The sequence below is a fragment of the Cellulomonas cellasea genome (assembly GCF_030372105.1).
In the GTDB taxonomy this organism is placed as follows: Bacteria; Actinomycetota; Actinomycetes; order Actinomycetales; family Cellulomonadaceae; genus Cellulomonas_A; species Cellulomonas_A cellasea_A.
The window spans coordinates 259754-281399 of record NZ_JAUDBQ010000001.1 but is presented as its reverse complement, the minus strand read 5'-3'; the positions used below and the strand labels follow the sequence as shown (position 1 = coordinate 281399).

General features: G+C 73.6%; 26 protein-coding genes. All 26 read left to right on the top strand.

What is annotated here, in order from left to right:
* The first annotated feature begins 111 nt into the window (after nucleotides 1-111).
* The 26 genes from QUV83_RS01270 to csrA all read left to right on the top strand — a co-directional run bounded on the left by QUV83_RS01270 (nucleotide 112) and on the right by csrA (nucleotide 21626).
* The gene (locus QUV83_RS01270) at nucleotides 112-453 is read left to right on the top strand and encodes a flagellar basal body rod protein FlgB (RefSeq protein ID WP_289562130.1); all 342 of its coding nucleotides are present in this window, start codon (nucleotides 112-114) and stop codon (nucleotides 451-453) included.
* Nucleotides 453-854, top strand: a complete 402-nt coding sequence (gene flgC / locus QUV83_RS01265) for a flagellar basal body rod protein FlgC (RefSeq protein ID WP_289561859.1) — start codon at nucleotides 453-455, stop codon at nucleotides 852-854. The genes QUV83_RS01270 and flgC overlap by 1 nt, the downstream gene beginning before the upstream one ends.
* The gene (gene fliE, locus QUV83_RS01260) at nucleotides 854-1165 is read left to right on the top strand and encodes a flagellar hook-basal body complex protein FliE (RefSeq protein ID WP_289561857.1); all 312 of its coding nucleotides are present in this window, start codon (nucleotides 854-856) and stop codon (nucleotides 1163-1165) included. The genes flgC and fliE overlap by 1 nt, the downstream gene beginning before the upstream one ends.
* Nucleotides 1165-2766: a flagellar basal-body MS-ring/collar protein FliF gene (gene fliF, locus QUV83_RS01255; protein ID WP_289561838.1), complete on the top strand. Its 1602-nt coding sequence runs from the start codon at nucleotides 1165-1167 to the stop codon at nucleotides 2764-2766. Before fliE ends, fliF begins: the two co-directional genes overlap by 1 nt.
* A complete protein-coding gene (fliG, locus tag QUV83_RS01250) occupies nucleotides 2766-3767 on the top strand; it encodes a flagellar motor switch protein FliG (protein WP_289561836.1) in 1002 nt (333 codons plus the stop codon). The genes fliF and fliG overlap by 1 nt, the downstream gene beginning before the upstream one ends.
* Nucleotides 3757-4401 carry a FliH/SctL family protein gene (locus QUV83_RS01245; protein ID WP_289561834.1) on the top strand — a complete coding sequence of 215 codons (645 nt, stop codon included), beginning with the start codon at nucleotides 3757-3759 and terminating at the stop codon, nucleotides 4399-4401. Before fliG ends, QUV83_RS01245 begins: the two co-directional genes overlap by 11 nt.
* A complete protein-coding gene (locus QUV83_RS01240) occupies nucleotides 4398-5759 on the top strand; it encodes a FliI/YscN family ATPase (RefSeq protein WP_289561831.1) in 1362 nt (453 codons plus the stop codon). The genes QUV83_RS01245 and QUV83_RS01240 overlap by 4 nt, the downstream gene beginning before the upstream one ends.
* Nucleotides 5756-6193 (top strand): flagellar export protein FliJ, encoded by a 438-nt coding sequence (fliJ, locus tag QUV83_RS01235; protein ID WP_289561829.1) that lies wholly within the window; start codon nucleotides 5756-5758, stop codon nucleotides 6191-6193. The genes QUV83_RS01240 and fliJ overlap by 4 nt, the downstream gene beginning before the upstream one ends.
* Nucleotides 6190-6867, top strand: a complete 678-nt coding sequence (locus QUV83_RS01230) for a C40 family peptidase (RefSeq protein ID WP_289561828.1) — start codon at nucleotides 6190-6192, stop codon at nucleotides 6865-6867. Before fliJ ends, QUV83_RS01230 begins: the two co-directional genes overlap by 4 nt.
* The gene (locus QUV83_RS01225) at nucleotides 6864-8150 is read left to right on the top strand and encodes a flagellar hook-length control protein FliK (protein ID WP_289561827.1); all 1287 of its coding nucleotides are present in this window, start codon (nucleotides 6864-6866) and stop codon (nucleotides 8148-8150) included. Before QUV83_RS01230 ends, QUV83_RS01225 begins: the two co-directional genes overlap by 4 nt.
* A gap of 13 nt (nucleotides 8151-8163) precedes the next feature.
* The gene (locus QUV83_RS01220; protein ID WP_289561826.1) at nucleotides 8164-8646 is read left to right on the top strand and encodes a flagellar hook assembly protein FlgD; all 483 of its coding nucleotides are present in this window, start codon (nucleotides 8164-8166) and stop codon (nucleotides 8644-8646) included.
* A 30-nt stretch (nucleotides 8647-8676) separates the two neighbouring features.
* Nucleotides 8677-9855, top strand: a complete 1179-nt coding sequence (locus QUV83_RS01215) for a flagellar hook protein FlgE (protein ID WP_289561824.1) — start codon at nucleotides 8677-8679, stop codon at nucleotides 9853-9855.
* 145 nt (nucleotides 9856-10000) lie between these two features.
* Nucleotides 10001-10297: a flagellar FlbD family protein gene (locus tag QUV83_RS01210; protein ID WP_289561822.1), complete on the top strand. Its 297-nt coding sequence runs from the start codon at nucleotides 10001-10003 to the stop codon at nucleotides 10295-10297.
* The gene (locus QUV83_RS01205; protein WP_289561820.1) at nucleotides 10297-11064 is read left to right on the top strand and encodes a motility protein A; all 768 of its coding nucleotides are present in this window, start codon (nucleotides 10297-10299) and stop codon (nucleotides 11062-11064) included. The genes QUV83_RS01210 and QUV83_RS01205 overlap by 1 nt, the downstream gene beginning before the upstream one ends.
* The gene (locus QUV83_RS01200; RefSeq protein WP_289561819.1) at nucleotides 11061-11960 is read left to right on the top strand and encodes a flagellar motor protein MotB; all 900 of its coding nucleotides are present in this window, start codon (nucleotides 11061-11063) and stop codon (nucleotides 11958-11960) included. The genes QUV83_RS01205 and QUV83_RS01200 overlap by 4 nt, the downstream gene beginning before the upstream one ends.
* 4 nt (nucleotides 11961-11964) lie before the next feature.
* Entirely contained in the window at nucleotides 11965-12480 is a 516-nt protein-coding gene (locus QUV83_RS01195; RefSeq protein ID WP_289561817.1) for a flagellar basal body-associated FliL family protein, read from the top strand.
* Nucleotides 12481-12624: 144 nt separating this feature from the next.
* The gene (locus QUV83_RS01190) at nucleotides 12625-13569 is read left to right on the top strand and encodes a flagellar motor switch protein FliM (RefSeq protein ID WP_289561815.1); all 945 of its coding nucleotides are present in this window, start codon (nucleotides 12625-12627) and stop codon (nucleotides 13567-13569) included.
* Nucleotides 13569-14291, top strand: a complete 723-nt coding sequence (fliN, locus tag QUV83_RS01185; RefSeq protein ID WP_289561813.1) for a flagellar motor switch protein FliN — start codon at nucleotides 13569-13571, stop codon at nucleotides 14289-14291. Before QUV83_RS01190 ends, fliN begins: the two co-directional genes overlap by 1 nt.
* Nucleotides 14291-14911 carry a flagellar biosynthetic protein FliO gene (locus QUV83_RS01180; protein WP_289561811.1) on the top strand — a complete coding sequence of 207 codons (621 nt, stop codon included), beginning with the start codon at nucleotides 14291-14293 and terminating at the stop codon, nucleotides 14909-14911. The genes fliN and QUV83_RS01180 overlap by 1 nt, the downstream gene beginning before the upstream one ends.
* A gap of 146 nt (nucleotides 14912-15057) precedes the next feature.
* The gene (fliP, locus tag QUV83_RS01175; protein ID WP_289562128.1) at nucleotides 15058-15819 is read left to right on the top strand and encodes a flagellar type III secretion system pore protein FliP; all 762 of its coding nucleotides are present in this window, start codon (nucleotides 15058-15060) and stop codon (nucleotides 15817-15819) included.
* Between the two features lie 2 nt (nucleotides 15820-15821).
* Nucleotides 15822-16094 carry a flagellar biosynthesis protein FliQ gene (gene fliQ / locus QUV83_RS01170; protein ID WP_289561809.1) on the top strand — a complete coding sequence of 91 codons (273 nt, stop codon included), beginning with the start codon at nucleotides 15822-15824 and terminating at the stop codon, nucleotides 16092-16094.
* A 14-nt stretch (nucleotides 16095-16108) separates the two neighbouring features.
* Nucleotides 16109-16870, top strand: coding sequence for a flagellar biosynthetic protein FliR (locus QUV83_RS01165; RefSeq protein WP_436231859.1), 762 nt, complete (start codon nucleotides 16109-16111; stop codon nucleotides 16868-16870).
* Complete coding sequence (locus tag QUV83_RS01160; protein WP_289561805.1) at nucleotides 16867-18006, top strand: EscU/YscU/HrcU family type III secretion system export apparatus switch protein; 1140 nt, start codon at nucleotides 16867-16869, stop codon at nucleotides 18004-18006. Before QUV83_RS01165 ends, QUV83_RS01160 begins: the two co-directional genes overlap by 4 nt.
* A gap of 103 nt (nucleotides 18007-18109) precedes the next feature.
* A complete protein-coding gene (locus QUV83_RS01155) occupies nucleotides 18110-20167 on the top strand; it encodes a flagellar biosynthesis protein FlhA (RefSeq protein ID WP_289561803.1) in 2058 nt (685 codons plus the stop codon).
* Nucleotides 20145-21296: a hypothetical protein gene (locus QUV83_RS01150; protein WP_289561801.1), complete on the top strand. Its 1152-nt coding sequence runs from the start codon at nucleotides 20145-20147 to the stop codon at nucleotides 21294-21296. Before QUV83_RS01155 ends, QUV83_RS01150 begins: the two co-directional genes overlap by 23 nt.
* A 57-nt stretch (nucleotides 21297-21353) precedes the next feature.
* On the top strand, nucleotides 21354-21626 hold the full coding sequence (gene csrA, locus QUV83_RS01145) for a carbon storage regulator CsrA (RefSeq protein ID WP_289561799.1): 273 nt from the start codon (nucleotides 21354-21356) through the stop codon (nucleotides 21624-21626).
* The last annotated feature ends 20 nt before the right edge of the window (nucleotides 21627-21646 follow it).

The following is a 21646-nucleotide window of genomic DNA, read 5'->3' as shown; positions in this document are numbered from 1 at the left end:
CAGGTCTGCGCAGCCGCCTCCGATGAGGAACCCGAGCAGGGAGTGCTCGCGCAACAGGCCACGGATCGGCCGACCCGAAGTACCACGTCGGTGAGGTGGTCTCGCATGTCCATGTTCGGATCGGTCAGCTATGTGGCGCTGAACAGCGCCCTCGACGGGTTGGCGCTGCGACAGCGCGCCATCGCCGAGAACGTGGCGAACATCCAGACCCCCGGCTTCCAGGCGAAGCGCGTGTCCTTCGAGGACGCCCTGACGCGTGCCGTCGGCAAGGGGACAGGCGCTGCCGAGGCCACCACCGCCCGGTCCCTCGAGCCCACGCGCGAGGACGGCAACAACGTGAACCTCGACGCCGAGACGCTGCTCAACATCGACACGAACCTGCGCTACCAGCTCGCGACGCAGGCCGTCAGCGGCACGTACGCCGGGATCCGCACCGCCATGAGGAGCAGCTGATGACCACGTTCGGCGCCATCGGCATCGCCAGCACCGGCCTGACCGTCTACCGCAAGTGGCTCGACGCGGTCAGCGACAACCTGGCGAACATGTCCACCGCGACGTCCACCACGGAGGACGCCTACCAGGCGAAGTACGTGATCGCCCAGGAGATCGCCACCCAGGACGGCGGCGGGGTGCAGGTGGCCGGCATCGCCCTGGGCGACGCCGAGGGGCGGATGGTCTACGAGCCGGACAACCCGCTGGCCGACGAGGCGGGGTACGTGCGCTACCCCGAGGTGGACATGGCCAGCCAGATGAGCCAGTTGATCATGGCGCAGCGCGGCTACCAGGCGAACGCCGCCGTGGTGGACCGGGCGAAGGCCACGTACGAGGCGGCACTCCAGATCGGACGCAACTGATGAGCATCCCCGCGATCGGCGGCGTGACTTCTGTCGCGCCCACCGCGTACCTGTCCGCGCTCACTGGGACGGACAAGGCGCCGGCCTCCGACGGCAGCGCCTTCGCCTCGGTGCTCGGGTCCATCGACTCGCTGCAGCAGCTCCAGTCCACGAGCAATGAGCTCGCGGTGCGGGCCGTCACCGGCGACCTCGACGACGTGCACGACTACACGGTGGCCTCCGCCGAGGCGAGCCTCACCCTCGAGCTGACCGCCGCGCTGCGCAATAAGGCAGTGGACGCGTTCACCGAGATCATGCGGATGCAGGCCTGATGCCCGCGCAGCTCTCCGCGGTGCTGGAGCGCATGGGCGGCACCGTCAAGCAGTTCACGCTGGCGCAGCGCACCCTGGCGATCATCGGCGTGGCCGTGGTGGTGCTGGGCGCCGTGGCGCTGGGCGCCTGGATGACGAAGCCGACGCTGAGCCCGCTGTTCACCAGCCTGTCCGCCACCGACGCGAGCGCCGTGGTCGACGAGCTGAGCGCCGCCGGGGTCTCCTACGAGCTCGCCGACGGCGGCTCCACCGTCATGGTCCCCGCCGACCAGCTCTACTCGATGCGGCTCAAGCTCGCCGCGGCCGGGCTGCCCGCGAACGCCGACGGCGGCGGGTACTCGCTGCTCGACGACATGGGCATGACGGCCTCGGAGTTCCAGCAGGAGGTCACCTACCAGCGCGCGCTCGAGGGCGAGCTGTCCAAGACGATCAGCGCGCTGGCGGGCGTCGAGGCCGCGACGGTGAAGCTGGCCATCCCGGAGGAGAGCGTCTTCGTCTCGCAGACCGCCGACCCGACGGCGTCGGTGTTCGTGCGCACCAAGACCGGCACGTCGCTGGGCGCCGAGCAGGTGCAGGCGATCGTGCACCTGGTGTCCGCGGGCATCGAGGGCATGAAGCCCGCCGACGTCGCGGTGGTCGACTCGAGCGGCGCGGTGCTGTCCACCGTGGGCGCCGAGAGCGGCGTCGGGATGTCCGGCCAGCAGACCGCCGAGTACGAGTCCCGGGTGCAGGTCGCCGTGCAGGCGCTGCTGGACCGGGTGGTCGGGGTCGGCAAGTCCGCCGTGACGCTCACCGCCGAGCTCGACTACGACCAGACCGAGCGGGTGAGCGAGCAGTTCTCCGCCACGCCGGACGTGCCGCCGCTCGTCTCGGCGACCACCAAGGAGGAGTACACGGGCCGGGGCAACAGCGGGACCGCCACGGGCGTGCTGGGGCCGGACAACATCGCGGTGCCGTCGGGCGACGACGACTCCGGCGCGTACTCGTCCACCACCGAGAACCTCAACAACGCGGTCAACAAGGTCACCGAGCAGACGGTGACGGCGCCGGGCAGCGTGAAGCGGCAGTCGCTGGCCGTCGCCGTGGACGCCACCGCCGCCGCGAAGATCGACATGGCGGAGCTCACCGCGATGGTCAGCGCCGCCGCCGGGATCGACACCGAGCGCGGTGACACGGTCGCCGTGCAGCGGATGGCCTTCGACACCTCGACGGCCGAGGCCGCGCAGGCCGCGCTGAGCGCCGCCGACGAGCAGGCCGCCAAGGCCGCCACCGCGTCCCTGGTCCGCCAGCTCGCCATCGGGGGCGTCGTGCTGATGGTCGTGCTGGCGCTGGCCATCGCCGCCGCCCGCAGGTCGCGGCGCAACCGCCGCGAGTCCCTCGACATCGGGGAGCTGCCGTTGCTCGGTGGCGAGACGCTCGAGCTCGAGGGTGGCGGCCCGGACTCGGATGCCATGGCCCTCGTGGCGGCGCCCGTGGTGCAGGACGGCTCGGCCCTGCGCCGGGCGGAGATCAGCGCCCTGGCCGATGAGCAGCCCGCCGAGGTCGCGGACCTGCTGCGCGGCTGGCTCAGCTCATCCGGCTCGAGCTCGGGCGGCCGTTGATGGCGACGCTGACGGGCACCCAGAAGGCGGCGATGATGCTGCTCCAGCTCGGCCGCGACCGGGCCGCGCGCGTCATGGCGCAGCTCGACGTCGCCGAGATCGAGGAGCTCACCGCGGAGATCCTGCGCCTGGAGCACGTCGACCAGTCCGTCGCTGATGAGGTGCTCGACGAGTTCTACGCGATCTCGCTGACCGGCCCCGGCGTGGGCGGTGGGCTCGGCTACGCCCAGCACCTGCTGGAAGCGTCGATCGGCCGTGACCAGGCCGCCGGGATGATCGACCGGCTCCAGTCGTCGATGGCGGGGCAGCGGTTCGACTTCCTGCAGCACGCCGACGCGCGCCAGGTGCTGTCGCTGATCAGCGGCGAGCACCCGCAGACCATCGCGCTGGTGCTCGCGCACCTGCGCCCGGACCACGCCTCGGCGATCCTCGCCGGCCTGGACGGGGACCTGCAGGCCGAGGTGGCGCACCGCATCGCCCTGATGGAGCGCGCCTCGCCGGATGTCGTGGCAGTCGTCGCGGACAACCTGCGCCGCAACGCGTCCACAGTGCTGACCCCGCAGGAGCTGTCGGCCGTGGGCGGCGTGCAGCCGCTCGTGGAGATCATCAACCGCGCGGACCCCACCACCGAGAAGCTCATCCTCGAGGGGCTGCAGGCCCGCGACGAGGCGCTCGCGGAGGAGGTGCGCAGCCGCATGTTCGTCTTCGGCGACATCGTGCTGCTCGAGGACCGGGCGATGCAGCTCGTGCTGCGCCAGGTGGAGATGGGCGAGCTGTCCGTGGCGCTCAAGGGCGTCGCCACCGAGGTGCGGGAGAAGATCCTGCGGAACCTGTCCGAGCGTGCGCGCGAGAACCTCACCGAGGAGGTGGAGCTGCTCGGACCGGTGCGGCTCTCCCAGGTGGAGGACGCCCGCGCGAGCATCGTGCAGGTGATCCGACGCCTGGAGGAGGGCGGCCAGATCGTCATCCGCCGCGACGGCGAGGACGAGTATGTCTCCTGACCTGCGCACCAGCCCGTTCGAGACCGCCTTCGTGGGCCAGCGTCGCGACGAGTCGCGTGACGCAGCCCTCGCGGCCGAGCTGGACCGGGCGCGCGGGGCGGGGCACGCCATGGGCTTCGCGGCTGGACGCCGGGACGCCGCCGAGGCAGCGGCCGTGGAGGCCGCGCGTGTGGCCCTCGAGCGCGAGCGGGCCGAGGCGGTGCGGGCTGCCGAGCACGCCGAGGCGCTCGCGGTGCTCGGACGGGCCGCGACGGCCGCCGCGGCCCGCACGGCCCCGGTGCTCGCCGACGCGGAGCGGCGCCTGCACGCGGCGGCACTGGAGCTCGCGCAGGCGATCCTCGGCCATGAACTGCGGGACGGGGAGCACTCCGCGCGCGCGGCGCTGGCCCGGGTCCGGTCGCAGCCGCTGCAGGTGGGCGGCCAGACGGTGCGCCTGCACCCGCGCGACCTCGCCGCGCTGCAGGCGGCCGCGGCGCCGGTGGACGTCACAGGCCTCACCCTGGTGGCCGACGCGACGCTCGCCGTCGGGGACGCGGTCAGCGAGCACGCCGACGGCTACCTCGACGCCCGGCTGACCACGGCGCTGGACCGGGTCCGCGCAGTGCTCGACCCGCCCGGGCAGGCGAGCCCATGAGCGCGCCCACCCTCGAGCCCGTGCTCGACGCCGCCGTCTCCGTGGCGGGCGCCGCGGGCTGGGCGCATGCCCTGCGCGTCGGGCGCCCGGAGCTGGTCGGCTCGGTGCGCGGCGTCGTCGGCCTGACGGTCGAGGTGGCCGGGACGGGCTCCGCGGTGGGCGACCTCGTGGAGATCGGCAGCGGCCCGGACGCCGTCCCGGCGGAGGTCGTCGCCGCCGATCGGGGCGCGGCCCGCTGCATGCCGCTGGGTCCCACGCACGGTCTGCGCGCCGGGATGCCGGTGCGGGCGCTGGGCTCCTCGCTCACCGCGCCGGTGGGGCGCGGACTGTTGGGGCGCGTCGTGGACGGCTTGGGGCGCCCGATCGACGGCAAGGGCCCGCTGCTGGCCGACGCGCATGTGCCCGTGGCGGGCGTCGCGCCGCATCCGCTCGAGCGCAGCCGCGTGGCCGAGCCGCTCGAGCTGGGCGTGCGGGTGCTCGACACCCTGGTGACGGTGGGGCGCGGCCAGCGCATGGGGCTGTTCGCGGGCTCCGGCGTCGGCAAGTCGAGCCTGCTGTCCATGGTGGCGCGCGGCACCGACGCCGAGGTCTCCGTGATCGCCCTGGTCGGCGAGCGCGGGCGCGAGGTCCGCGAGTTCCTGGAGGACGACCTGGGCCCCGAGGGCCTGGCCCGTTCCGTCGTGGTGGTCGCGACGTCGGACGCGCCGCCGTTGGTGCGCCTGCGCTCGGCGTTCGTCGCCACCCGCATCGCCGAGCACTTCCGCGACGACGGCTCCGACGTGGTGCTGATGATGGACTCCCTGACCCGCGTGGCGATGGCGCAACGCGAGATCGGGCTGTCGGTGGGGGAGCCCCCGGCCACCCGCGGCTACCCGCCGAGCACGTTCGCGCTGCTCGCCCAGCTCCTCGAGCGCGCTGGGACCTCGTCGGCCGGGTCGATCACCGGGATCTACACCGTGCTGGTCGACGGCGACGACCACAACGAGCCCATCGCCGACGCGGCCCGCTCGATCCTCGACGGGCATGTGGTGCTGGACCGCAAGCTCGCCGTGGCCGGCCACTTCCCGAGCGTCGACGCGCTCGCCTCGATCTCCCGGGTCGCGACCCGGGTCGTCTCCCGCGAGCAGCGGGACCTGGCCGTGCGGCTGCGCACCGTCATGGCCGCGCGGCGCCAGGCGCAGGACCTGCTCGACGTGGGCGCCTACGTCGCGGGCTCGAACCCGCTGGTGGACGCCGCCGTGACGCACAGCCGGGCCATCGACGCGTTCCTGCAGCAGCCGCTCGAGGAGTCCGCCGGCTCGGAGGACTCCTGGCGCCGGCTGGCCGAGCTCGTCACGGCGATGGGGGCGGCCCGATGAGCGGCCCCTTCCGGCTGGCGAGCCTGCTGCGGCTGCGCGGCATCGCCGAGGATCGCGCCGCCGTGGAGCTCGCGGCCGCCACCCGCCGCCGCGACGAGGCGGAGCGCCGCCGGCTCGACACCGAGGTGATGCTCGGCAACGCGTCGCTGCCCGCGCGCGCCGACGAGTTGCACTGGCGCGCCGCCGTGGCGAGCCGCACCGCGCTGAGCAGCCTGCTGCTCGAGCACGGGGCGCATGTGGCGCAGGCCCAAGGGACTGTGGACGACGCGCAGCAGGCCTGGTCACAGGCCCGCACCGCGACCCGCACCCTCGAGAAGCTCGAGGAGCGCCATGACGCCGAGGTCCGCGCCGAGGACGCGCGGGCCGAGCAGGCAGTGATCGACGAGGTCGCCGGCCGGCGGCCGGCAGCCGACCGGGAGGGAGGGGTCCGATGAGCGGGATCGCCGCCGTGCAGGCGCGCATCGCCGAGCTCCGGCAGCTCGTGGAGCCGCAGGCCGCCACCACGTCGACAGGGTCGTCGACGTCCACGGGGTCGACCACCGACGCGACGTTCGCCGCGACGCTCGCGGCGCTCGGCGTCGACTCGACCCAGTACGCGGCCCTCACCGGGCAGGCCACGACGGCCACGTCGGGTGCGGCGACGGGCCAGGGCCTGGTCGAGGCGGCCAAGAAGTACCTGGGCGTCCCGTACGTCTGGGGTGGGGAGACGCTCGACGAGGGCGGGCTCGACTGCTCGGGCCTGGTGCTGCGCGCGATGACCGACCTGGGCGTCGGTGACGGCGTGCCGCGGGTCGCACGGCAGCAGATGACCATGGGCACGCCGGTCGCCTCGCTCGACCAAGCGCTGCCTGGGGACCTGGTGGTCTTCGGCGGGGGCACGCACATCGGCATCTACATGGGGGACGGCAAGATGATCGACGCTCCGCGAGCGGGCTCGCATGTGCAGATCCGCGACGTGTACACCACGCCCACGGCCATCCGCCGGGTGCTGCCGCAGGAGGCGGCGACGACCGTCGACCCGAGCGCGGCGCTGTCGGCGGCGCTGTCCACCGCGACCGCGCAGCGCAATGTGCTGAGCCTGCTCGCCGGGACGGGGGTGGCCTCATGACCAGCCCTGTCCAGTCGAGCGGTGTGCCGGCGCCCGCGTCCCCGGCGCGCCCTTCGTCGAGCCCGTCGACCTCCCAGCGGGACTTCGACGCGGTGCTGCGCGATCAGGTCGGTCGCGACGCCCAGGCCCGTGCCCAGGACTCCGCCCGGGCGCAGCGCGACCGGCAGGTCGACGACCGCCTGCGGGCTCGCCAGGCCGCCGCGCCTGGCGCACCCGCCACGGGCGCCAGCGGCACGGACGCGGCAGACGCGTCGGGGGAGCCCGCCGTGGAGGGCACGCTGCCCAGCGCGACCGCCGACACCGGCGCCGAGGCCCCTGCCGTGCTGCTGGCCGCGCCGCTCGTGGCCCCCGTGGCCACGCAGTCCCTCACCGCCGTCGGGGCGCCGGTTGATCAGTCCGCCGCCCTCGCCGCGACCGCCACGACAGCGCCTGCCGCCACCGATGCCACGGCTGACGCGGCGCCCGCTGTGGTGCGGGCCGAGCCGAGCCCCGTGCCCGCCACGGCCCCGTCCGCCCTGTCCGCCACAGCCCTGCCGGGCGAGGGCGACGCCACGCCCGTCCCGCAGTCGGCCCTCACCGCCCAGCCCGCCGTCGCCGGCCTGGCATCCGTCGCCGCCGTGACGGACCCCGCCGTCCAGGCCGTCCCCCGGGCCGCCGCGCAGGCGCCCGTCGCGGTGTCGGCGGCCACTGCGGGGGCCCAGCCCGTCGCCGGGGCCGCGCCCGTCGAGGCCGCGACCCCCGCCCCGGCGTCGGCCGTCGCACCGCCTGCCGCGGACCCGTTGCCGGTGGCCGTCCCGGTGGTCGCCGAGTCGACGCCGCTGTCCGCGACCCGTGCGGTGGCGCCGGTCGCGCCCGCGCCGCCACCGCCCGTCGCCGCGCAGCTCGCGCCCCAGCTCGCCTCGGTGCGCAGCCTGGGGGAGGGGCAGCACGTGATGTCGCTGGCCATCGACCCCGAACACCTCGGCCCGGTGCGGGTCGTGGCGCACATCTCCCCGGACGCCATCCGGATCGAGTTGATCGGGGCGACTGACGCCTCACGTGAGGCCCTGCGCTCCTCGATCTCCGAGCTGCGCCGCGACCTCGCCGCCTCCGGGTTGCAGGCCGAGCTCGAGCTCGGCCAACGGCAGGCCGGTTCCGCCGACGACCAGCGCTCCGGCGACGGGGCCCAGCGCCGCGCCGCCGATCCTGCCGGCCCGTCCGGCATCGGCCAGGCCGCCGGCCTGCCCGCCCAGCCCCGCACCCCGTCGGCCACCCGGCCCGGCGGCATCGACGTCATCGCCTGAACAGGAGCGCCCCTTGAGCATCGACACGTCAGCCATCTACTCGGCTCCCGCCTCGGCGACCGGCCAGACCGCCTCGACGGCGAAGAACACCCTCGACTCGCAGGCGTTCCTCAACCTGCTCGTCGCGCAGCTCGCCAACCAGGACCCGAGCTCGCCGATGGACACCAATGACCTGATGGCGCAGACCACCCAGCTCGCGACGATGGAGCAGCTCACCGAGCTGACCGCCACGTCCCGTGAGGGGTTCGCGCTGCAGATGCGGATGGCGGCTGCCGGCCTCGTCGGCCAGCAGGTCACCTACACCGACGCGGAGGGCGAGACCCAGACGGGGATCGTGTCGTCCGTGTCCTACAAGACGGCAGTGCCGACGGTGATGGTCGGCGACACCGAGGTCAGCCTCGACGCCGTGGCCACCGTCACCACACCCGGCACGCCCCCCGAGACAACCCCCGAGACACCCGAGACACCCCCCGAGACCCCCGCGCCCAGCGCCTGACGCAGGCCTCCTCCACCGAAGGGAACTCCCATGCTCCGCTCGCTCTTCTCCGGCATCAGCGGTCTGCGCAGTCACCAGACCATGCTCGACGTCACCGGCAACAACATCGCCAACGTCAACACCACGGGCTTCAAGTCCTCACAGGTCCAGTTCCAGGACACGCTCAGCCAGGTGCTCCAGAACGGCGGCGCCGCGCAGGACGGCGCCGGTGGCACGAACCCCGCGCAGGTCGGCCTGGGCGTGCGCGTCGCGGGCATCACCACGAACTTCACGCAGGGCGCCTCGCAGTCCACCGGGCGCAGCACCGACATGATGATCCAGGGCGACGGGTTCTTCGTGGTCCGCAAGGGCGCCGAGACCTTCTACACGCGGGCCGGCAGCTTCGACTTCGACCCCACGGGGCAGATGGTGCTGCCGGGCGAGGGCGCCATCGTGCAGGGCTGGGCCGCCGTGAACGGCGTCATCGACACCAACGGCCCGCTGGTGGACCTCAAGGTCCCCGCCGGCACGGTGATGGCCGCCGTGCAGAGCACCAAGGCGGGCTTCGTGGGCAACCTGCCGGCCGACGCGGCCGACGGGACGGTGCTGAACCGCACCATCTCGGTCTACGACTCCACGGGCGTCGAGCGGGAGATCAAGCTCACCTTCACGAAGTCGGCCGCCGGCTGGTCGCTGGACGCCACCGACGGCGCGGCCACCGCCACGCCTGGCGCGCTGACGTTCGCGGCGGACGGCTCGCTTACCACGCCCACCACGTTCAACCTCGGCGGGGTGGACGTGGACCTGTCGACCATCACCGGGTTCGCGGGCATCGAGACGCTCAAGGCCGGCACGCAGGACGGCCAGGCGGCCGGCACCCTGCTGTCGTTCGCGCTGGGCGCCGACGGCACCATCACGGGCTCGTTCAGCAATGGCCTCAAGCAGGCCATCGGGCGTATCGCGCTGGGCAACTTCACCAACCCGGGCGGGTTGGAGAAGGCGGGCGGCTCGCTGTTCCGCACGGGCGTCAACTCGGGCGGCCCGCAGATCGGCACCGCCGGCACCGGCGGCCGTGGCGGCCTCGCGGGCGGCTCGCTCGAGATGTCCAACGTGGACCTGTCCAGCGAGTTCACCTCGCTGATCATCGCCCAGCGCGGGTTCCAGGCGAACTCGCGGGTCATCACCACCTCGGACGAGGTGCTGCAGGAGCTCGTCAACCTCAAGCGCTGACGCGCCACCGGTGGTTGACCGGGCCGTGTGACCACCACAACGGCCCGGTCATCCGCCGGAAGCCTCATACCCGCCGAAGAGCGGCCGATCAGAGACACAGGGCCCACGGACGGGCTCGTCGGCCAGGACCAGGGACGGAACCGCTGTGATCGTCGTGACGCGCCTCAACGGGCACCAGTTCGGGGTGAACCCCGACCTGCTGCAACGCATCGACAGCGCGCCCGACACGATCCTCACGCTGATCGACGGGTCCAAGTACATCGTGGAGGAGTCGATGACCGAGGTCATCGCCCGGGTCCACGAGCACCGCGCCCAGCTCTTGGCGCGCGCGCAGGAGATCCAGTCCACCCCCAAGCCGGCGGTCGAGCTGGTCCGCGATGACGAGTCCGCGGACGACGCTCCCCTCGCGCACCCGGTGCCCCTTCGACCCAGGAGTCGCTGATGGACCCCGCCGGCTTCATTGGGATCGTCGTCGCCTTCGGCGCCATCTTCGGCGCGCTCCTCATCGAGGGCGCCGACCCGATGTCGATCTTCCTGCCCGCCCCGCTGATGCTGGTGTGGCTGGGCACGATCGGCGTCGGCATCGCCGGGCACACCGTCAAGGACGTCATCGCGTCCTATTCGGCGGTGCCGCGCGCGTTCCTCAGCAAGGCCCCGGATCCGGGCGTCATGGTCGACACCGTGGTGGACCTCGCCGACCGGGCGCGCCGCGAGGGCCTGCTGGCCCTGGAGGACGCCGCGAAGGACATCGACGACGAGTTCCTGCGCTCCGGGCTGCAGGCCGCGATCGACGGCACCGACCCCGAGGACCTGCGCATCATCCTCGAGGACAAGATCGCCACAAAGCGGACCCAGGACCGCGTGCACTCCAAGTACTTCCAGGACATGGGCGGCTACGCGCCCACCATCGGCATCATCGGCACCGTCATCTCGCTGGTGCACGTGCTCGAGAACCTGGCCGACCCCGCGTCGCTGGGCCACTCGATCGCCGCGGCCTTCGTGGCGACGCTGTGGGGCATCCTCTCGGCGAACGCGGTGTGGCTGCCCATCGGCGTGCGCATCCGGCGCATCTCCGACCTGGAGTGCCTGCAGATGGAGGTCACCCTCGAAGGGCTGCTCGCGGTGCAGGCCGGCGCGAACCCGCGCCTGGTGGGCGAGCGCCTGCGCAGCCTGGTGCCGGCGGCGTCCGCCGCGAAGGCAGCGGCGTGAGCTCCGGCCGCGGGCGTGGGGGCCGCCGCCGCGCGCAGCACGAGGAGGAGCACGTCAACCACGAGCGTTGGCTGGTCAGCTACTCGGACATGATCACCGTGCTGATGGCGCTGTTCATCGTGCTGTTCGCGATCAGCCAGGTCGACCAGCAGAAGTACGTCGCGCTGCGCGACTCCCTCGCGGCCGGCTTCAACACGAACGCGGCGCCCTCGGTGCTGGACGGCAGCACGGGCACGCTCGACGGGGCCAGCATCGTGCCGGAGACCGCCCCGGCGTCGAGCACCGGCGGGATGGTGGACGCGGACGCGGGCCTCGGCACGCAGGGCGCCAACCCGTCGTCCGTCCCAGGGGAGACGATCGATCCCGCGGTGCTGGAGGCGGCTCGCCGTGAGGCCGCGCACCTCGAGGGGGTGCGCGCCCAGCTCACGGCGTTGCTGGAGGCGAACGGGCTGGGCGACGCGGTGCGGTTCCGCATCAACGATCGCGGGCTCGTGCTGGGCCTGGTGGCCGACGACGTGTTCTTCGCGGCGGCGAGCGCCGAGCTGACGCCCACCGCGCGCCAGGTGCTCGACGTGTCCGGCCCGACCCTCGTGGGCCTCGCCGAGTCGATCTCGGTGGAGGGGCACGCCAACAACATCCCCGTCTCGGGCCGCTACCCGACCAACTGGGAGCTGTCGTCCGACCGTGCCACGCAGGTGCTGCGCCACCTCGTCGAGGTGGACGGCGTGCAGCCGCACCGGATCATGGCGGTCGGCTTCGGCGACGCCCGCCCGCTCGTCGACGGCGTCGGCGAGGACGCCATCGTCGCGAACCGCCGCGTCGACCTCGTCATCCTCAGCAGCGCGCCGGAGGCCGTGCGCGCGCTGGTGCCCACCCTGACAGGGACGGAGGGGTAATCCCATGCCCATCGAGCAACGAGTGATCTCCGGCGGCAAGATCGGCGCCAAGAACGCCCAGCAGGGCCCCGGCCTGAAGGCCGCCGAGGAGCCCCCCGCGAAGAGCGGCGGCAAGCGCGTCAAGCTGCTGGTCATCGGCGCCGTCCTGCTGGTCGTCCTCGGAGTCGGGGCGGCGTACCTGGGCGGGGTGTTCGACAGGGGCGCGGCCGCCGAGCCGACGGCGCCCCCCGCGCCGACGCCGGGGGAGGTGCTGGCGGTGGATCCGGTGAGCCTCAACCTCGCCGGGGGCCACTACCTGCGCATCGGGCTGGGCCTGCAGCTCACCAGCGACGTCCAGGAGGCGCCCGACCCGTCGAAGGCGGTGGACGCCGCGATCAAGCTGTTCTCGGGTCGCACGATGGAAGAGGTCTCCGACCCGGCCACGCGGGACGCGCTCACCGCGGAGCTCGCCGTGCAGCTCGTCGAGGTCTACGAGGGCGAGGTGATGGACGTCTACCTGACGAACTACGTGACCCAGTAGGACCCGGCTGACAGCCGGTGAAGTCGGGGCGCCATGGAGGGCGCCATACCGCTCCGCCCAGCAGACGGCCCATGACGGGCCAGGTCGGAGAATCCGCGCACGCCGCTTGCTCATGAATGCGCGCTGTCCGCCGATGAGTCGTGCGTGACCGTTGACGAGACTGTGCACGCTTCCGCTCGCACTGCGACGCGGCGAGCTCGACTGCAGGAGCCGGAGGCCTACGACTTCCGGCGGCCGATGACCATGGCGCGTGAGCACGGCCGCGTCCTGGAGATGGCGTTCGAGACCTTCGCCCGGCAGTGGGGCAACCAGCTCAGCGCGCGACTGCGCGTGAGCGCCCAGGTCACCTTCGACGAGCTGACGCTCTGCTCGTACGACGAGTACGTGCGGGCGCTGCCGCCCACCACGGCGATGGTGCTGTGCGGCGTCGAGCAGTCGCGGCAGACCGCTGTCGTGCAGATCCCCGTGGGCGCGCTCATGGTGTGGGTCGACTACCTGCTCGGCGGCGCCGGCAAGGGCGACGAGCGGGAGGGCCGCGAGCTCACCGAGATCGAGATGGTCCTGGTGCGCGAGCTGCTGCAGCTCGCGCTCGGCGACCTCGGCTACGCGTTCGCGGGCCTGCTGCCACTGCACGTGACGGTGCGGTCGGTGCAGTACAACCCGCAGTTCGTGCAGGCCGTCGGGGCCACAGACCCGGTGCTACAGGCATCCTTCACGTTGCGCTCCGGCCAGCGCGAGGACCACGCGACGCTGATGTTCCCCGCGGACCTGCTGCTGTCGGCCCTGCTGAGCGGGGAGGGCGCGGACTCGCGCTCCGCCGACGACCGCCGCGCGCAGGCCATCGCCCAGGAGGACCTGGAACTGGCCGTGCAGCACGTGCCCGTGGATGTGGCCGTGCGGTTCACGCCGATGTCCGTCCGCCCCCCGCAGGTCATGAGCCTGGCGGTGGGCGACGTCCTGCCCCTGAACCACCCCTCGTCGCGTCCGCTGGACGTGGTCGTCGACGGGGTCGTGCTCGCCCGAGCCGCCGCCGGGAACAACGGTTCCCGGCTCGCCTGCATGGTTGTCGACGTCGAGGAGAACCTCTGATGAACCCCACCCTCCCGCTCACCGCCGGGTCGCTCACGGCGGCCGCGCTCGACGCGGCGGCGGCGGTGGCCCGCCTGCTGCCGTCGACGGCGCCGCTCACCGCGTCACCGGCGCCCGCCGGCGCGCGCCCGGGCCCGGACGACGTCGCCGTGGTGGCGTCCTTCGTCGGCTCGGTGAGCGCCGACCTGGTGATCATCGCCGAGGAGGCAGTGCGCGAGGCACTGCTCGCCGCCGCCGACGCGGGGGCGCCCGTCGCCCTGGCGGACGCGTTGCGCCCGGCGCTGGAGGCTGCCTGCGCCGAGTTGGGCGCGGGGGTGCTCGACGCCGCGAGCACCGCGCCCGCGAGCCAGGCCGTGGCCTCCGACGCCCACCTGTTCGCCCTGGCCCACGAGGGCGTCACGCACGCCTGGTTCGCGCTGCGGGTGCGCGCCGAGCCGGTGCCCGCACGCGAGGCGGGCGTCCCGACGCAGCGCGCGGGCCTGCACGTGCTCTACGACGTGGAGATGACCCTCACCGCCGAGCTGGGCCGCACCCGGCTGCCGGTGCGCCAGGTGCTCGAGCTCACCCCGGGCGCCGTGCTGGAGCTGGACCGGACCGCCGGGAGCCCGGCGGACGTGATGGTCAACGGCCGCCTGATCGCCCGCGGCGAGGTCGTCGTCGTCGACGAGGAGTACGGCATCCGCATCACGCAGATCGTCGCGGGCTCGGACGGCCTCGCCTGATGGACGGGCCGCTCCTGGTGCTGCGCGTCGCCCTGGCCCTGGCGTGCGTGCTCGGCCTGATCTGGCTCGCCAGCCGCAAGCTCGGCGGCGCCCAGGGCCGGCGCAAGCTGACCGCGCCCGAGATGCAGGTCGTCTCGCGGCAGGTCTTCGGGCGGCACTCCGGGGTGGCAGTGCTCGCTGTGGGCAACCGCCGGCTGCTGGTCGGATACGGCGAGCAGCAGGTCACGATGCTCACCGAGCTCGCGCCGGTGGCGGACACCGCGCCGCATGCGGCGCACAGCATGGCCGAGGCCGGCAGCGTCGCCGCGTCGGGCAGTTCGGGCGGCTCGGGCGGCTCAGGCGGCTCCGGCTCAGTGGCGGCACGCCGGGTCGGCGCCGCGCCCGCCCTCGCCGCGGTTCCCGCGCCGCGGCCCGACCTGGACATCGACGCCGTCCTCGCCCAGGCGCGGATCGACGCGACGCGGCCCACGGCCCCGGCTGACCGCGCGGACGCCGCGCCCGCCTCCGAGCGGACGGCGTCGGAGCCGGCCGCCAGGGGCCCGCTCGACGGGTCGATCCTCTCGCCCGCGACCTGGCGCCGCGCCGTCGGTGTGCTCCAAGACCGCACGGTGCGCCGATGACCTCGACGGCCATCGCTTCGACGGGCATCGCTTCGACGGGCATCGCCTCGACGGGCATCGCCTCGACAGGCACGACGGCCCCGCGGCGCGGCGCCGGGCGCGTGCTCGCCCTGGCGGCGCTGCTCGCCGGGCTCGTCGTCCTGCTGATGGTCGTCGGGGCCGCCGTCGCGCACGCCGCGCCGCTCGACCCGCTGGACCCGACCGCCCCCGTGGCGCCCGGGGAGCCCGGCGCGGGGGACACCGTCTCGGTGTCGGTCAACGGGGTCAACGGCACCCCGAGCAGCTCCATCGTGGTGCTGCTGGCGATCACGCTGCTGTCGGTGGCGCCGTCGCTGCTGCTGATGACCACGAGCTTCACCAAGATCCTGGTGGTGCTGTCCCTGACCCGCAACGCCCTCGGCCTGCAGGGCGTGCCGCCCAACCAGGTGCTCGCGGGCCTGGCGCTGTTCCTCAGCCTGTTCGTGATGGCGCCGGTGATGGGCGACGTCAACGACGCGGGCGTGCAGCCGTACCTGGCGGGGGAGCTGACGTTCTCCCAGGCCGTGGACGTCGGCTCGGAGCCGCTGCGCGAGTTCATGCTCGCGCACACCCGGGAGGCGGACCTGGCGCTGATGACCCGCGCCGCCGACCAGCCCAACCCCGAGGACCCGGCCTCGGTGTCGATGCTCACCCTGATTCCCGCGTTCATGCTCTCCGAGCTGCGCGCCGCGTTCATCATCGGCTTCGTCATCTTCGTGCCGTTCCTGGTGATCGACCTGGTGGTCTCCGCGGCGCTGATGTCGATGGGCATGATGATGCTGCCGCCGATCATGGTGTCGCTGCCGTTCAAGCTGCTGCTCTTCGTGCTCGTCGACGGCTGGGGCCTGATCCTCACCGCGCTCATCGGCTCGTATGCGGGCGGTGGTTGACGGTGGACACCAATGCCGTCCTGGACATCGGCCTGGACGCCCTGATCCTCACCGCGAAGCTGGCCGCGCCCGTGCTGATCACGGCGCTGGTGGTGGGCTTCATCGTGTCCCTGCTGCAGTCGGTGACGCAGATCCAGGAGGTGACCCTCAGCTTCGTGCCGAAGGCGGTGGCCGCCGCGGTGGCGCTGCTGGTCTCGGGGCACTGGATGATCTCCGAGCTGGTCACCTTCACCCATGAGCTGTTCGCCCGCATCCCCCAACTCGTGGGCGGCTGAGCGCGGTGGGCCCGGTGAGCGTCACGTTGCCGCTGGCGATGGTGGAGCTGGTGATGCTGGCCGGCGTGCGGTTCGCCGCGTTCCTGGTCATCGCCCCGCCGTTCGCGAACAGCGCGGTGCCGGGCCGGGTCAAGGCGATGCTGGCGCTGGGCCTGGCGCTCGCGGTGAGCCCGCGGCTGGGCCCCGCGGATGAGTCGCTCAGCACCGCCGGGTTCGTGGGCGCCCTCGTCATGCAGGTGCTGATCGGCGGCGCGCTGGGATTCCTGGTGGCGCTGGTGTTCGCCGCCGTGCAGGCCGCGGGGTCGTTCATCGACCAGTTCGGCGGCTTCCAGATGGCGGCGGCGTTCGACCCGATGAGCATGACCAGCGCGGCGCAGTTCGCCCGTTTCTACCAGTTCACGGCTGTGGTGCTGCTGTTCGCCTCGGACGGCCACCAGATGCTGATCGCGGGCCTGGCGCGCACCTTCGACGCGCTGCCGATCGGCGCGGCCCTGGACCTGTCCCGGCTGGGCAGCTCGCTCGTGGACGGCACCGCCCAGATGTTCGTGGCGGCGCTGCAGATCGCGGGCCCGCTGATCGTGGTGCTGTTCCTCACCGACGTGGGGCTGGGCCTGCTCACCCGGGTGTCCCCGGCGATGAACGCGTTCGCGCTGGGCTTCCCGCTGAAGATTTTGATGACCTTCACGTTCGCGAGCTTCGCGTACCTCGCGATGCCCGGCGTGATCGACGGCCTGCTGGGCAGCGCCGTCGAGGCTCTGCTGGGGGTGGTCCGATGAGCAACGACGGCCAGGAGCGCAGCGAGAAGGCCACTCCGCAGCGGATGAAGGAGGTCCGCCGCAAGGGCGAGCTCGCGCGCTCGCAGGACCTGTCGGCGTGGATCGGCCTCGGCGCGGCGGCGCTCATGCTGCCGATGGTGATCGGCGCCGCGGGGGAGGCCGCGAAGTCGCAGCTCGCCGCCGTCCGCGACATCGCCGCGAACCCGCGCGAGGGCGCCGTCACCGCCGCGCTCGAGCAGGGCCTCGGCTCGTTCCTGCCCACCCTCGCGCCGATGTTCGCCCTCGTCGTGCTCATCACGGTGGCTGTGGCGGCGGCGCAGGGCGGCGTGCACTTCAAGAAGCTCAAGCTCAACGTCAAACAGCTCAACGTGCTCGCCGGGATCAAGCGGCTGTTCAGCGGCCAGACCTGGTGGCAGGGCGCCAAGACGCTGCTCAAGACGGGCGTGGTCGCGGGGGCGCTGTACTTCGGCGTCCAGTCGATGGTGCCGATGCTGATGGGCTCGGGCCGCCTGACCCTGGCGCAGCTCATCGACTCGGCGTCGTCCGGCGCGACGATGCTGCTGCGGCTGGGCATCGTCGCGGGCATCCTGCTCGCGGTGGCCGACGTCGCCGTGGTCATGCGCCGCAACCGCAAGAAGACCCGCATGACGATGCGCGAGGTCAAGGACGAGCACAAGCGCTCCGAGGGCGACCCACTGCTCAAGGGCGCGATCCGCTCCAAGCAGATGGCCATGAGCCGCAACCGCATGATGGCCGCGGTGGCCGACGCGGACGTCGTCCTGGTCAACCCCACGCACGTGGCTGTCGCGCTCAGCTACAAGCCGGGGTCGGGCGCGCCGCGCGTGGTGGCCAAGGGCGCCGGCGTCGTCGCCACCCGCATCCGCGAGGAGGCCACCGCCAAGCACGTCCCCCTGGTCGAGGACATCCCGCTGGCCCGCGCGCTGCACGGCGCCTGCGAGCTGGGCGAGGAGGTCCCCGAGTACCTGTTCACGGCAGTCGCCCGGGTGCTGGCCTTCGTCATGACGTTGCGCCGCCGGGGCGCCGCGGCGGGCAAGCACCGGGTGCCGGGCGTCGCGCCCGAGCTGCCCGACGCGCCGGAGCGCCGGGGCCGGCGCCGACGGGAGGCCGCGGCATGAGCCCGCCACCCGGGCCCGGCATGCCTCCGCCCGCCGCCCCACCGACGCCCGCGCCCGCAGCACCTGACGAGCCCGCAGCACCCGCTGCCAGGAAGGCCCGCACATGAGGAACCGTCCGATCGCCCAGTTCGCCGTCCCCGCGGGGGTCGTCGGCATCGTGTTGCTGCTGGTCGTGCCGCTGCCCGCGTGGATGCTCGACATCCTGCTGGCGATCAACATCACGGCCTCGCTCGTCATCCTGCTGACCAGCATGTACGTGCAGCGGCCGTTGGACTTCTCGATCTTCCCGTCGCTGATCCTGGTGTTCACGCTGTTCCGGCTCGGGCTCAACGTGGCCTCGACGCGGCTCGTGCTGCGGGACGGCTACGCGGGCCAGGTGATCGACGCGTTCGGGCACTTCGTGGTGGGCGGCTCGCTCGTCATCGGGCTGGTGATCTTCTTGATCCTGGTGGTCATCCAGTTCGTCGTGATCACCAACGGCGCCGGCCGCGTCGCCGAGGTCGGGGCGCGCTTCACCCTCGACGCGATGCCCGGCAAGCAGATGGCCATCGACGCCGACCTCAACTCGGGGCTCATCACCGAGGACCAGGCCCGCAAGCGCCGCGCCGACGTGGCCGCCGAGGCCGACTTCTACGGCGCCATGGACGGCGGCTCGAAGTTCGTCAAGGGCGACGCCATCGCCGGCATCATCATCACGGTCATCAACCTGGTGGGCGGGTTCGTCATCGGCATGGTGCAGATGGGGATGACGGCGGGGGAGTCGCTCGAGCGGTTCAGCCTGCTGACCATCGGCGACGGCCTGGTGACCCAGATCCCCGCGCTGCTGCTCTCGGTGTCCACGGGCATCGTCGTCACCCGCGCCACCGCCGAGGGCGACATGGGCACGGCCGCGGCCAAGCAGCTCATGCAGTCCCGCTCGGCGCTCGCCATCGCGGGCTGCGGCGCCATCGCCCTGGCCATGCTGCCGGGCATGCCCAAGCCCCCGTTCCTCATCGTGGGCGCCGCGCTGCTCATCGGCGCGCAGCGCATCAAGGCCACCGAGGACCGGGACGCGCAGGCCGCGAAGAACTCCGCCGCCGCGGAGGCCGCGCCCACCGCAGGCGACACCCCCGAGCAGCTCATCGAGCAGATGCGGGTGCACACCCTGGAGATCCTGCTCGCCCCGGACCTGGTGGACCTGGTCGGCGCGGGACCGGACCGGGACCTGCTGACCCGCGTGCGCGGGCTGCGCCGCAAGATCGCGATGGACCTGGGCATCGTGGTGCCGCCGGTGCGCACCCGCGACTCCGTGGACCTGCCGCGCTCCACCTATGTGGTGCGCATCTCCGGGGTGGAGGTCGGCCGGGGCGAGGCGCCCGCGGGCCGGCTGCTCGCCCTCGGCGACGACCTCGCGGCGCTGCCGGGGCAGGCGGTCGTGGAGCCCGTGTTCGGGCTGCCGGGCAAGTGGGTGCCCACCGAGCTGCGGCACGCCGCCGAGCTGTCCGGCGCCACAGTCGTGGACCGGGTGTCGGTGCTCATCACGCACCTCGGCTCGATCATCGCCCAGAACGCGCCGCGCCTGCTGGGCCGCGAGGACGTGCGCGTGCTCACCGAGGGCGTCAAGCAGGTCAACCCGTCAGTGGTCGAGGAGCTGGTGCCGGGGCTGCTGAGCCTCGGCGAGGTGCAGCGCGTGCTGCAAGGGCTGCTCGCCGAGGAGGTCGCCATCCGCGACCTGTCGCGGATCTACGAGGCGCTGACCCTGCGCGCGAAGACGGGCGCCGACTTGGAGGGGCTCGTCGAGGCGGCCCGGGCCGCGCTCGGCCCCGCGCTCAGCGCGCAGCACACCCACGAGGGCGTGCTGCGGGTCGTCACCCTCGACCCGGCACTCGAGCAGGGCCTCGTCGAGCAGCTCCGCCCGTCGGACGCCGGGTCGCAGCTGCTGGTGGAGCCCGACCGCCTCGAGTCGATCCTCACCCAGGTGCGCACCGCCGTGGGCGCCGCCGAGGCCGCGGGCTACCCCGTGGTCCTGGTGTGCGCGCCCGCGCTGCGCCCCGCCCTGCGCCGCCTGGTGATGCTCGGCCAGACGCGCACCCCTGTGCTGTCCTACTCCGAGGTCACCGGCTCCGGAGTCAAGATCGAGACCGTCGGGATGGTGAGCGGTGTCCACACGATTGCTGCTTGAGGGGACCGACCTGCCCGAGCTCATGGCGCATGTGCGCGCCGAGTTCGGGAGCTCGGCGCGGATCGTGCGCGCCGAGCGGGTGCGGTCCGGCGGGTTCGCCGGCTTCTTCGCCCGCCAGCGCTACGAGCTGACGGTGGACGTGGCGGACGAGCCGCACACCCGTCCCCGCGCGATGCGCCAGCACCCCGCGCCGTCGGGCCTGGAGGCGTTGCTCGCCGCGGCGGACGCGGCGGAGATCGACGCCGCCCCGGGCCAGGACCTCGCGGCCCTCGCCGGGCAGGGCGTCACGGCGACGTCGTCCGCCGACGCCGGGCCGCGCGTGTCCACCGGGGAGGAGGCGTTCGCCTCGGTGCTGGACCAGGTCCGCGCGATGGCGGGTGGCGCCGTGATCGCCGACGTCGAGGTGCCGGCGCCGGGCGCGCGCACCTTCGAGCCGCTGGTCCCCGCCACGGCCACGCCGTCCAGCGGCGGCGTGGGCCGCGACGCGCTGCGCGACCTGGGCGTGCCCGAGCATTACCTGGCCCGGGTCGCGGGGACCGGGCCCGTGCTGCTGTCCGCCGTGTTGGAGGCCCTGCCGGCGGTGCCGCGCCTGCCCCGCACGCCGGGCTCCGTGGTGGTCGTGGCGGGCCCTGCGGGCGAGGCGCTCGCAGTGGCCATGCAGCTCGCCGAGCGGCTGGGCCAGCCCACCTCCGGCGTGGTGCTCGCCGGCCGGGCGGAGGCGACTGCGGGGCACGGGCGGCGGGTGGCCACAGTCGTCGCCGCGCGGCGCTGGCGCGGGCAGGCCCCCGACGCCGACGGGCAGGTCGCCGTGGTCGCCCTCGGCGTCGGCCCCGACGCCGCGTCCCGAGGCGAGGCTGCCGAGCTGCTGGAGGCCTTCGCCCCGGAACAGGTGTGGGGTGTGGTGGACGCGCACAGCAAGCTGCGCGACTGCGCGCGCTGGCTCGCCGAGACGGGCGCCCGGCGCCGGATCGACGTGCTGGCCGTGCGCGGCGTCTTCGAGACCACGCAGCCGGGGACGGTGCTCGACCTCGGCGTCCCGGTCGCGTGGATCGACGGGCTGCCCGCGACCCGGGTGGCCTGGGCGGCGGCGCTCAGCGACCGCCTGGGCGCCGGGGCGCGATGGGACTGACGCGCCGAGCCGACGCGGCGCGGGGGCGTCGAGGCCGGACGCCGGTAGGCTGACCGGATGTTGGTCCTGAGCCGTCGCGTCGGCGAACGCCTCATGATCGGCGACGACATCGTCCTGACGGTCATCGAGGTCCGCAGCGACGGGGTGCGCCTGGGCATCGACGCCCCGCGGGACGTGCGCATCCACCGCGCGGAGATCCTCGAGGCCGTGACGGCCGCCAATGTGGAGGCCAGCGCCGTCGACGACGACGCCGTGGACGCCCTGCGCGAGCTCGTCGCCCGCCCGCGTCCCGCCGCCGATCCCTCGTCCGGGGCCGTCGGGCGGCGCTGACCGCACGGTCCGCGCGCAGG

What these genes read in the sequence shown, in the direction of transcription:
- QUV83_RS01270 (WP_289562130.1), top strand. Translation starts at nt 112, where the DNA reads ATGTTCGGATCGGTCAGCTATGTGGCGCTGAACAGCGCCCTCGACGGG.
- flgC (WP_289561859.1), top strand. Translation starts at nt 453, where the DNA reads ATGACCACGTTCGGCGCCATCGGCATCGCCAGCACCGGCCTGACCGTC.
- fliE (WP_289561857.1), top strand. Translation starts at nt 854, where the DNA reads ATGAGCATCCCCGCGATCGGCGGCGTGACTTCTGTCGCGCCCACCGCG.
- fliF (WP_289561838.1), top strand. Translation starts at nt 1,165, where the DNA reads ATGCCCGCGCAGCTCTCCGCGGTGCTGGAGCGCATGGGCGGCACCGTC.
- fliG (WP_289561836.1), top strand. Translation starts at nt 2,766, where the DNA reads ATGGCGACGCTGACGGGCACCCAGAAGGCGGCGATGATGCTGCTCCAG.
- QUV83_RS01245 (WP_289561834.1), top strand. Translation starts at nt 3,757, where the DNA reads ATGTCTCCTGACCTGCGCACCAGCCCGTTCGAGACCGCCTTCGTGGGC.
- QUV83_RS01240 (WP_289561831.1), top strand. Translation starts at nt 4,398, where the DNA reads ATGAGCGCGCCCACCCTCGAGCCCGTGCTCGACGCCGCCGTCTCCGTG.
- fliJ (WP_289561829.1), top strand. Translation starts at nt 5,756, where the DNA reads ATGAGCGGCCCCTTCCGGCTGGCGAGCCTGCTGCGGCTGCGCGGCATC.
- QUV83_RS01230 (WP_289561828.1), top strand. Translation starts at nt 6,190, where the DNA reads ATGAGCGGGATCGCCGCCGTGCAGGCGCGCATCGCCGAGCTCCGGCAG.
- QUV83_RS01225 (WP_289561827.1), top strand. Translation starts at nt 6,864, where the DNA reads ATGACCAGCCCTGTCCAGTCGAGCGGTGTGCCGGCGCCCGCGTCCCCG.
- QUV83_RS01215 (WP_289561824.1), top strand. Translation starts at nt 8,677, where the DNA reads ATGCTCCGCTCGCTCTTCTCCGGCATCAGCGGTCTGCGCAGTCACCAG.
- QUV83_RS01205 (WP_289561820.1), top strand. Translation starts at nt 10,297, where the DNA reads ATGGACCCCGCCGGCTTCATTGGGATCGTCGTCGCCTTCGGCGCCATC.
- QUV83_RS01195 (WP_289561817.1), top strand. Translation starts at nt 11,965, where the DNA reads ATGCCCATCGAGCAACGAGTGATCTCCGGCGGCAAGATCGGCGCCAAG.
- fliN (WP_289561813.1), top strand. Translation starts at nt 13,569, where the DNA reads ATGAACCCCACCCTCCCGCTCACCGCCGGGTCGCTCACGGCGGCCGCG.
- QUV83_RS01180 (WP_289561811.1), top strand. Translation starts at nt 14,291, where the DNA reads ATGGACGGGCCGCTCCTGGTGCTGCGCGTCGCCCTGGCCCTGGCGTGC.
- fliP (WP_289562128.1), top strand. Translation starts at nt 15,058, where the DNA reads ATGGTCGTCGGGGCCGCCGTCGCGCACGCCGCGCCGCTCGACCCGCTG.
- QUV83_RS01160 (WP_289561805.1), top strand. Translation starts at nt 16,867, where the DNA reads ATGAGCAACGACGGCCAGGAGCGCAGCGAGAAGGCCACTCCGCAGCGG.
- QUV83_RS01155 (WP_289561803.1), top strand. Translation starts at nt 18,110, where the DNA reads ATGAGGAACCGTCCGATCGCCCAGTTCGCCGTCCCCGCGGGGGTCGTC.
- csrA (WP_289561799.1), top strand. Translation starts at nt 21,354, where the DNA reads ATGTTGGTCCTGAGCCGTCGCGTCGGCGAACGCCTCATGATCGGCGAC.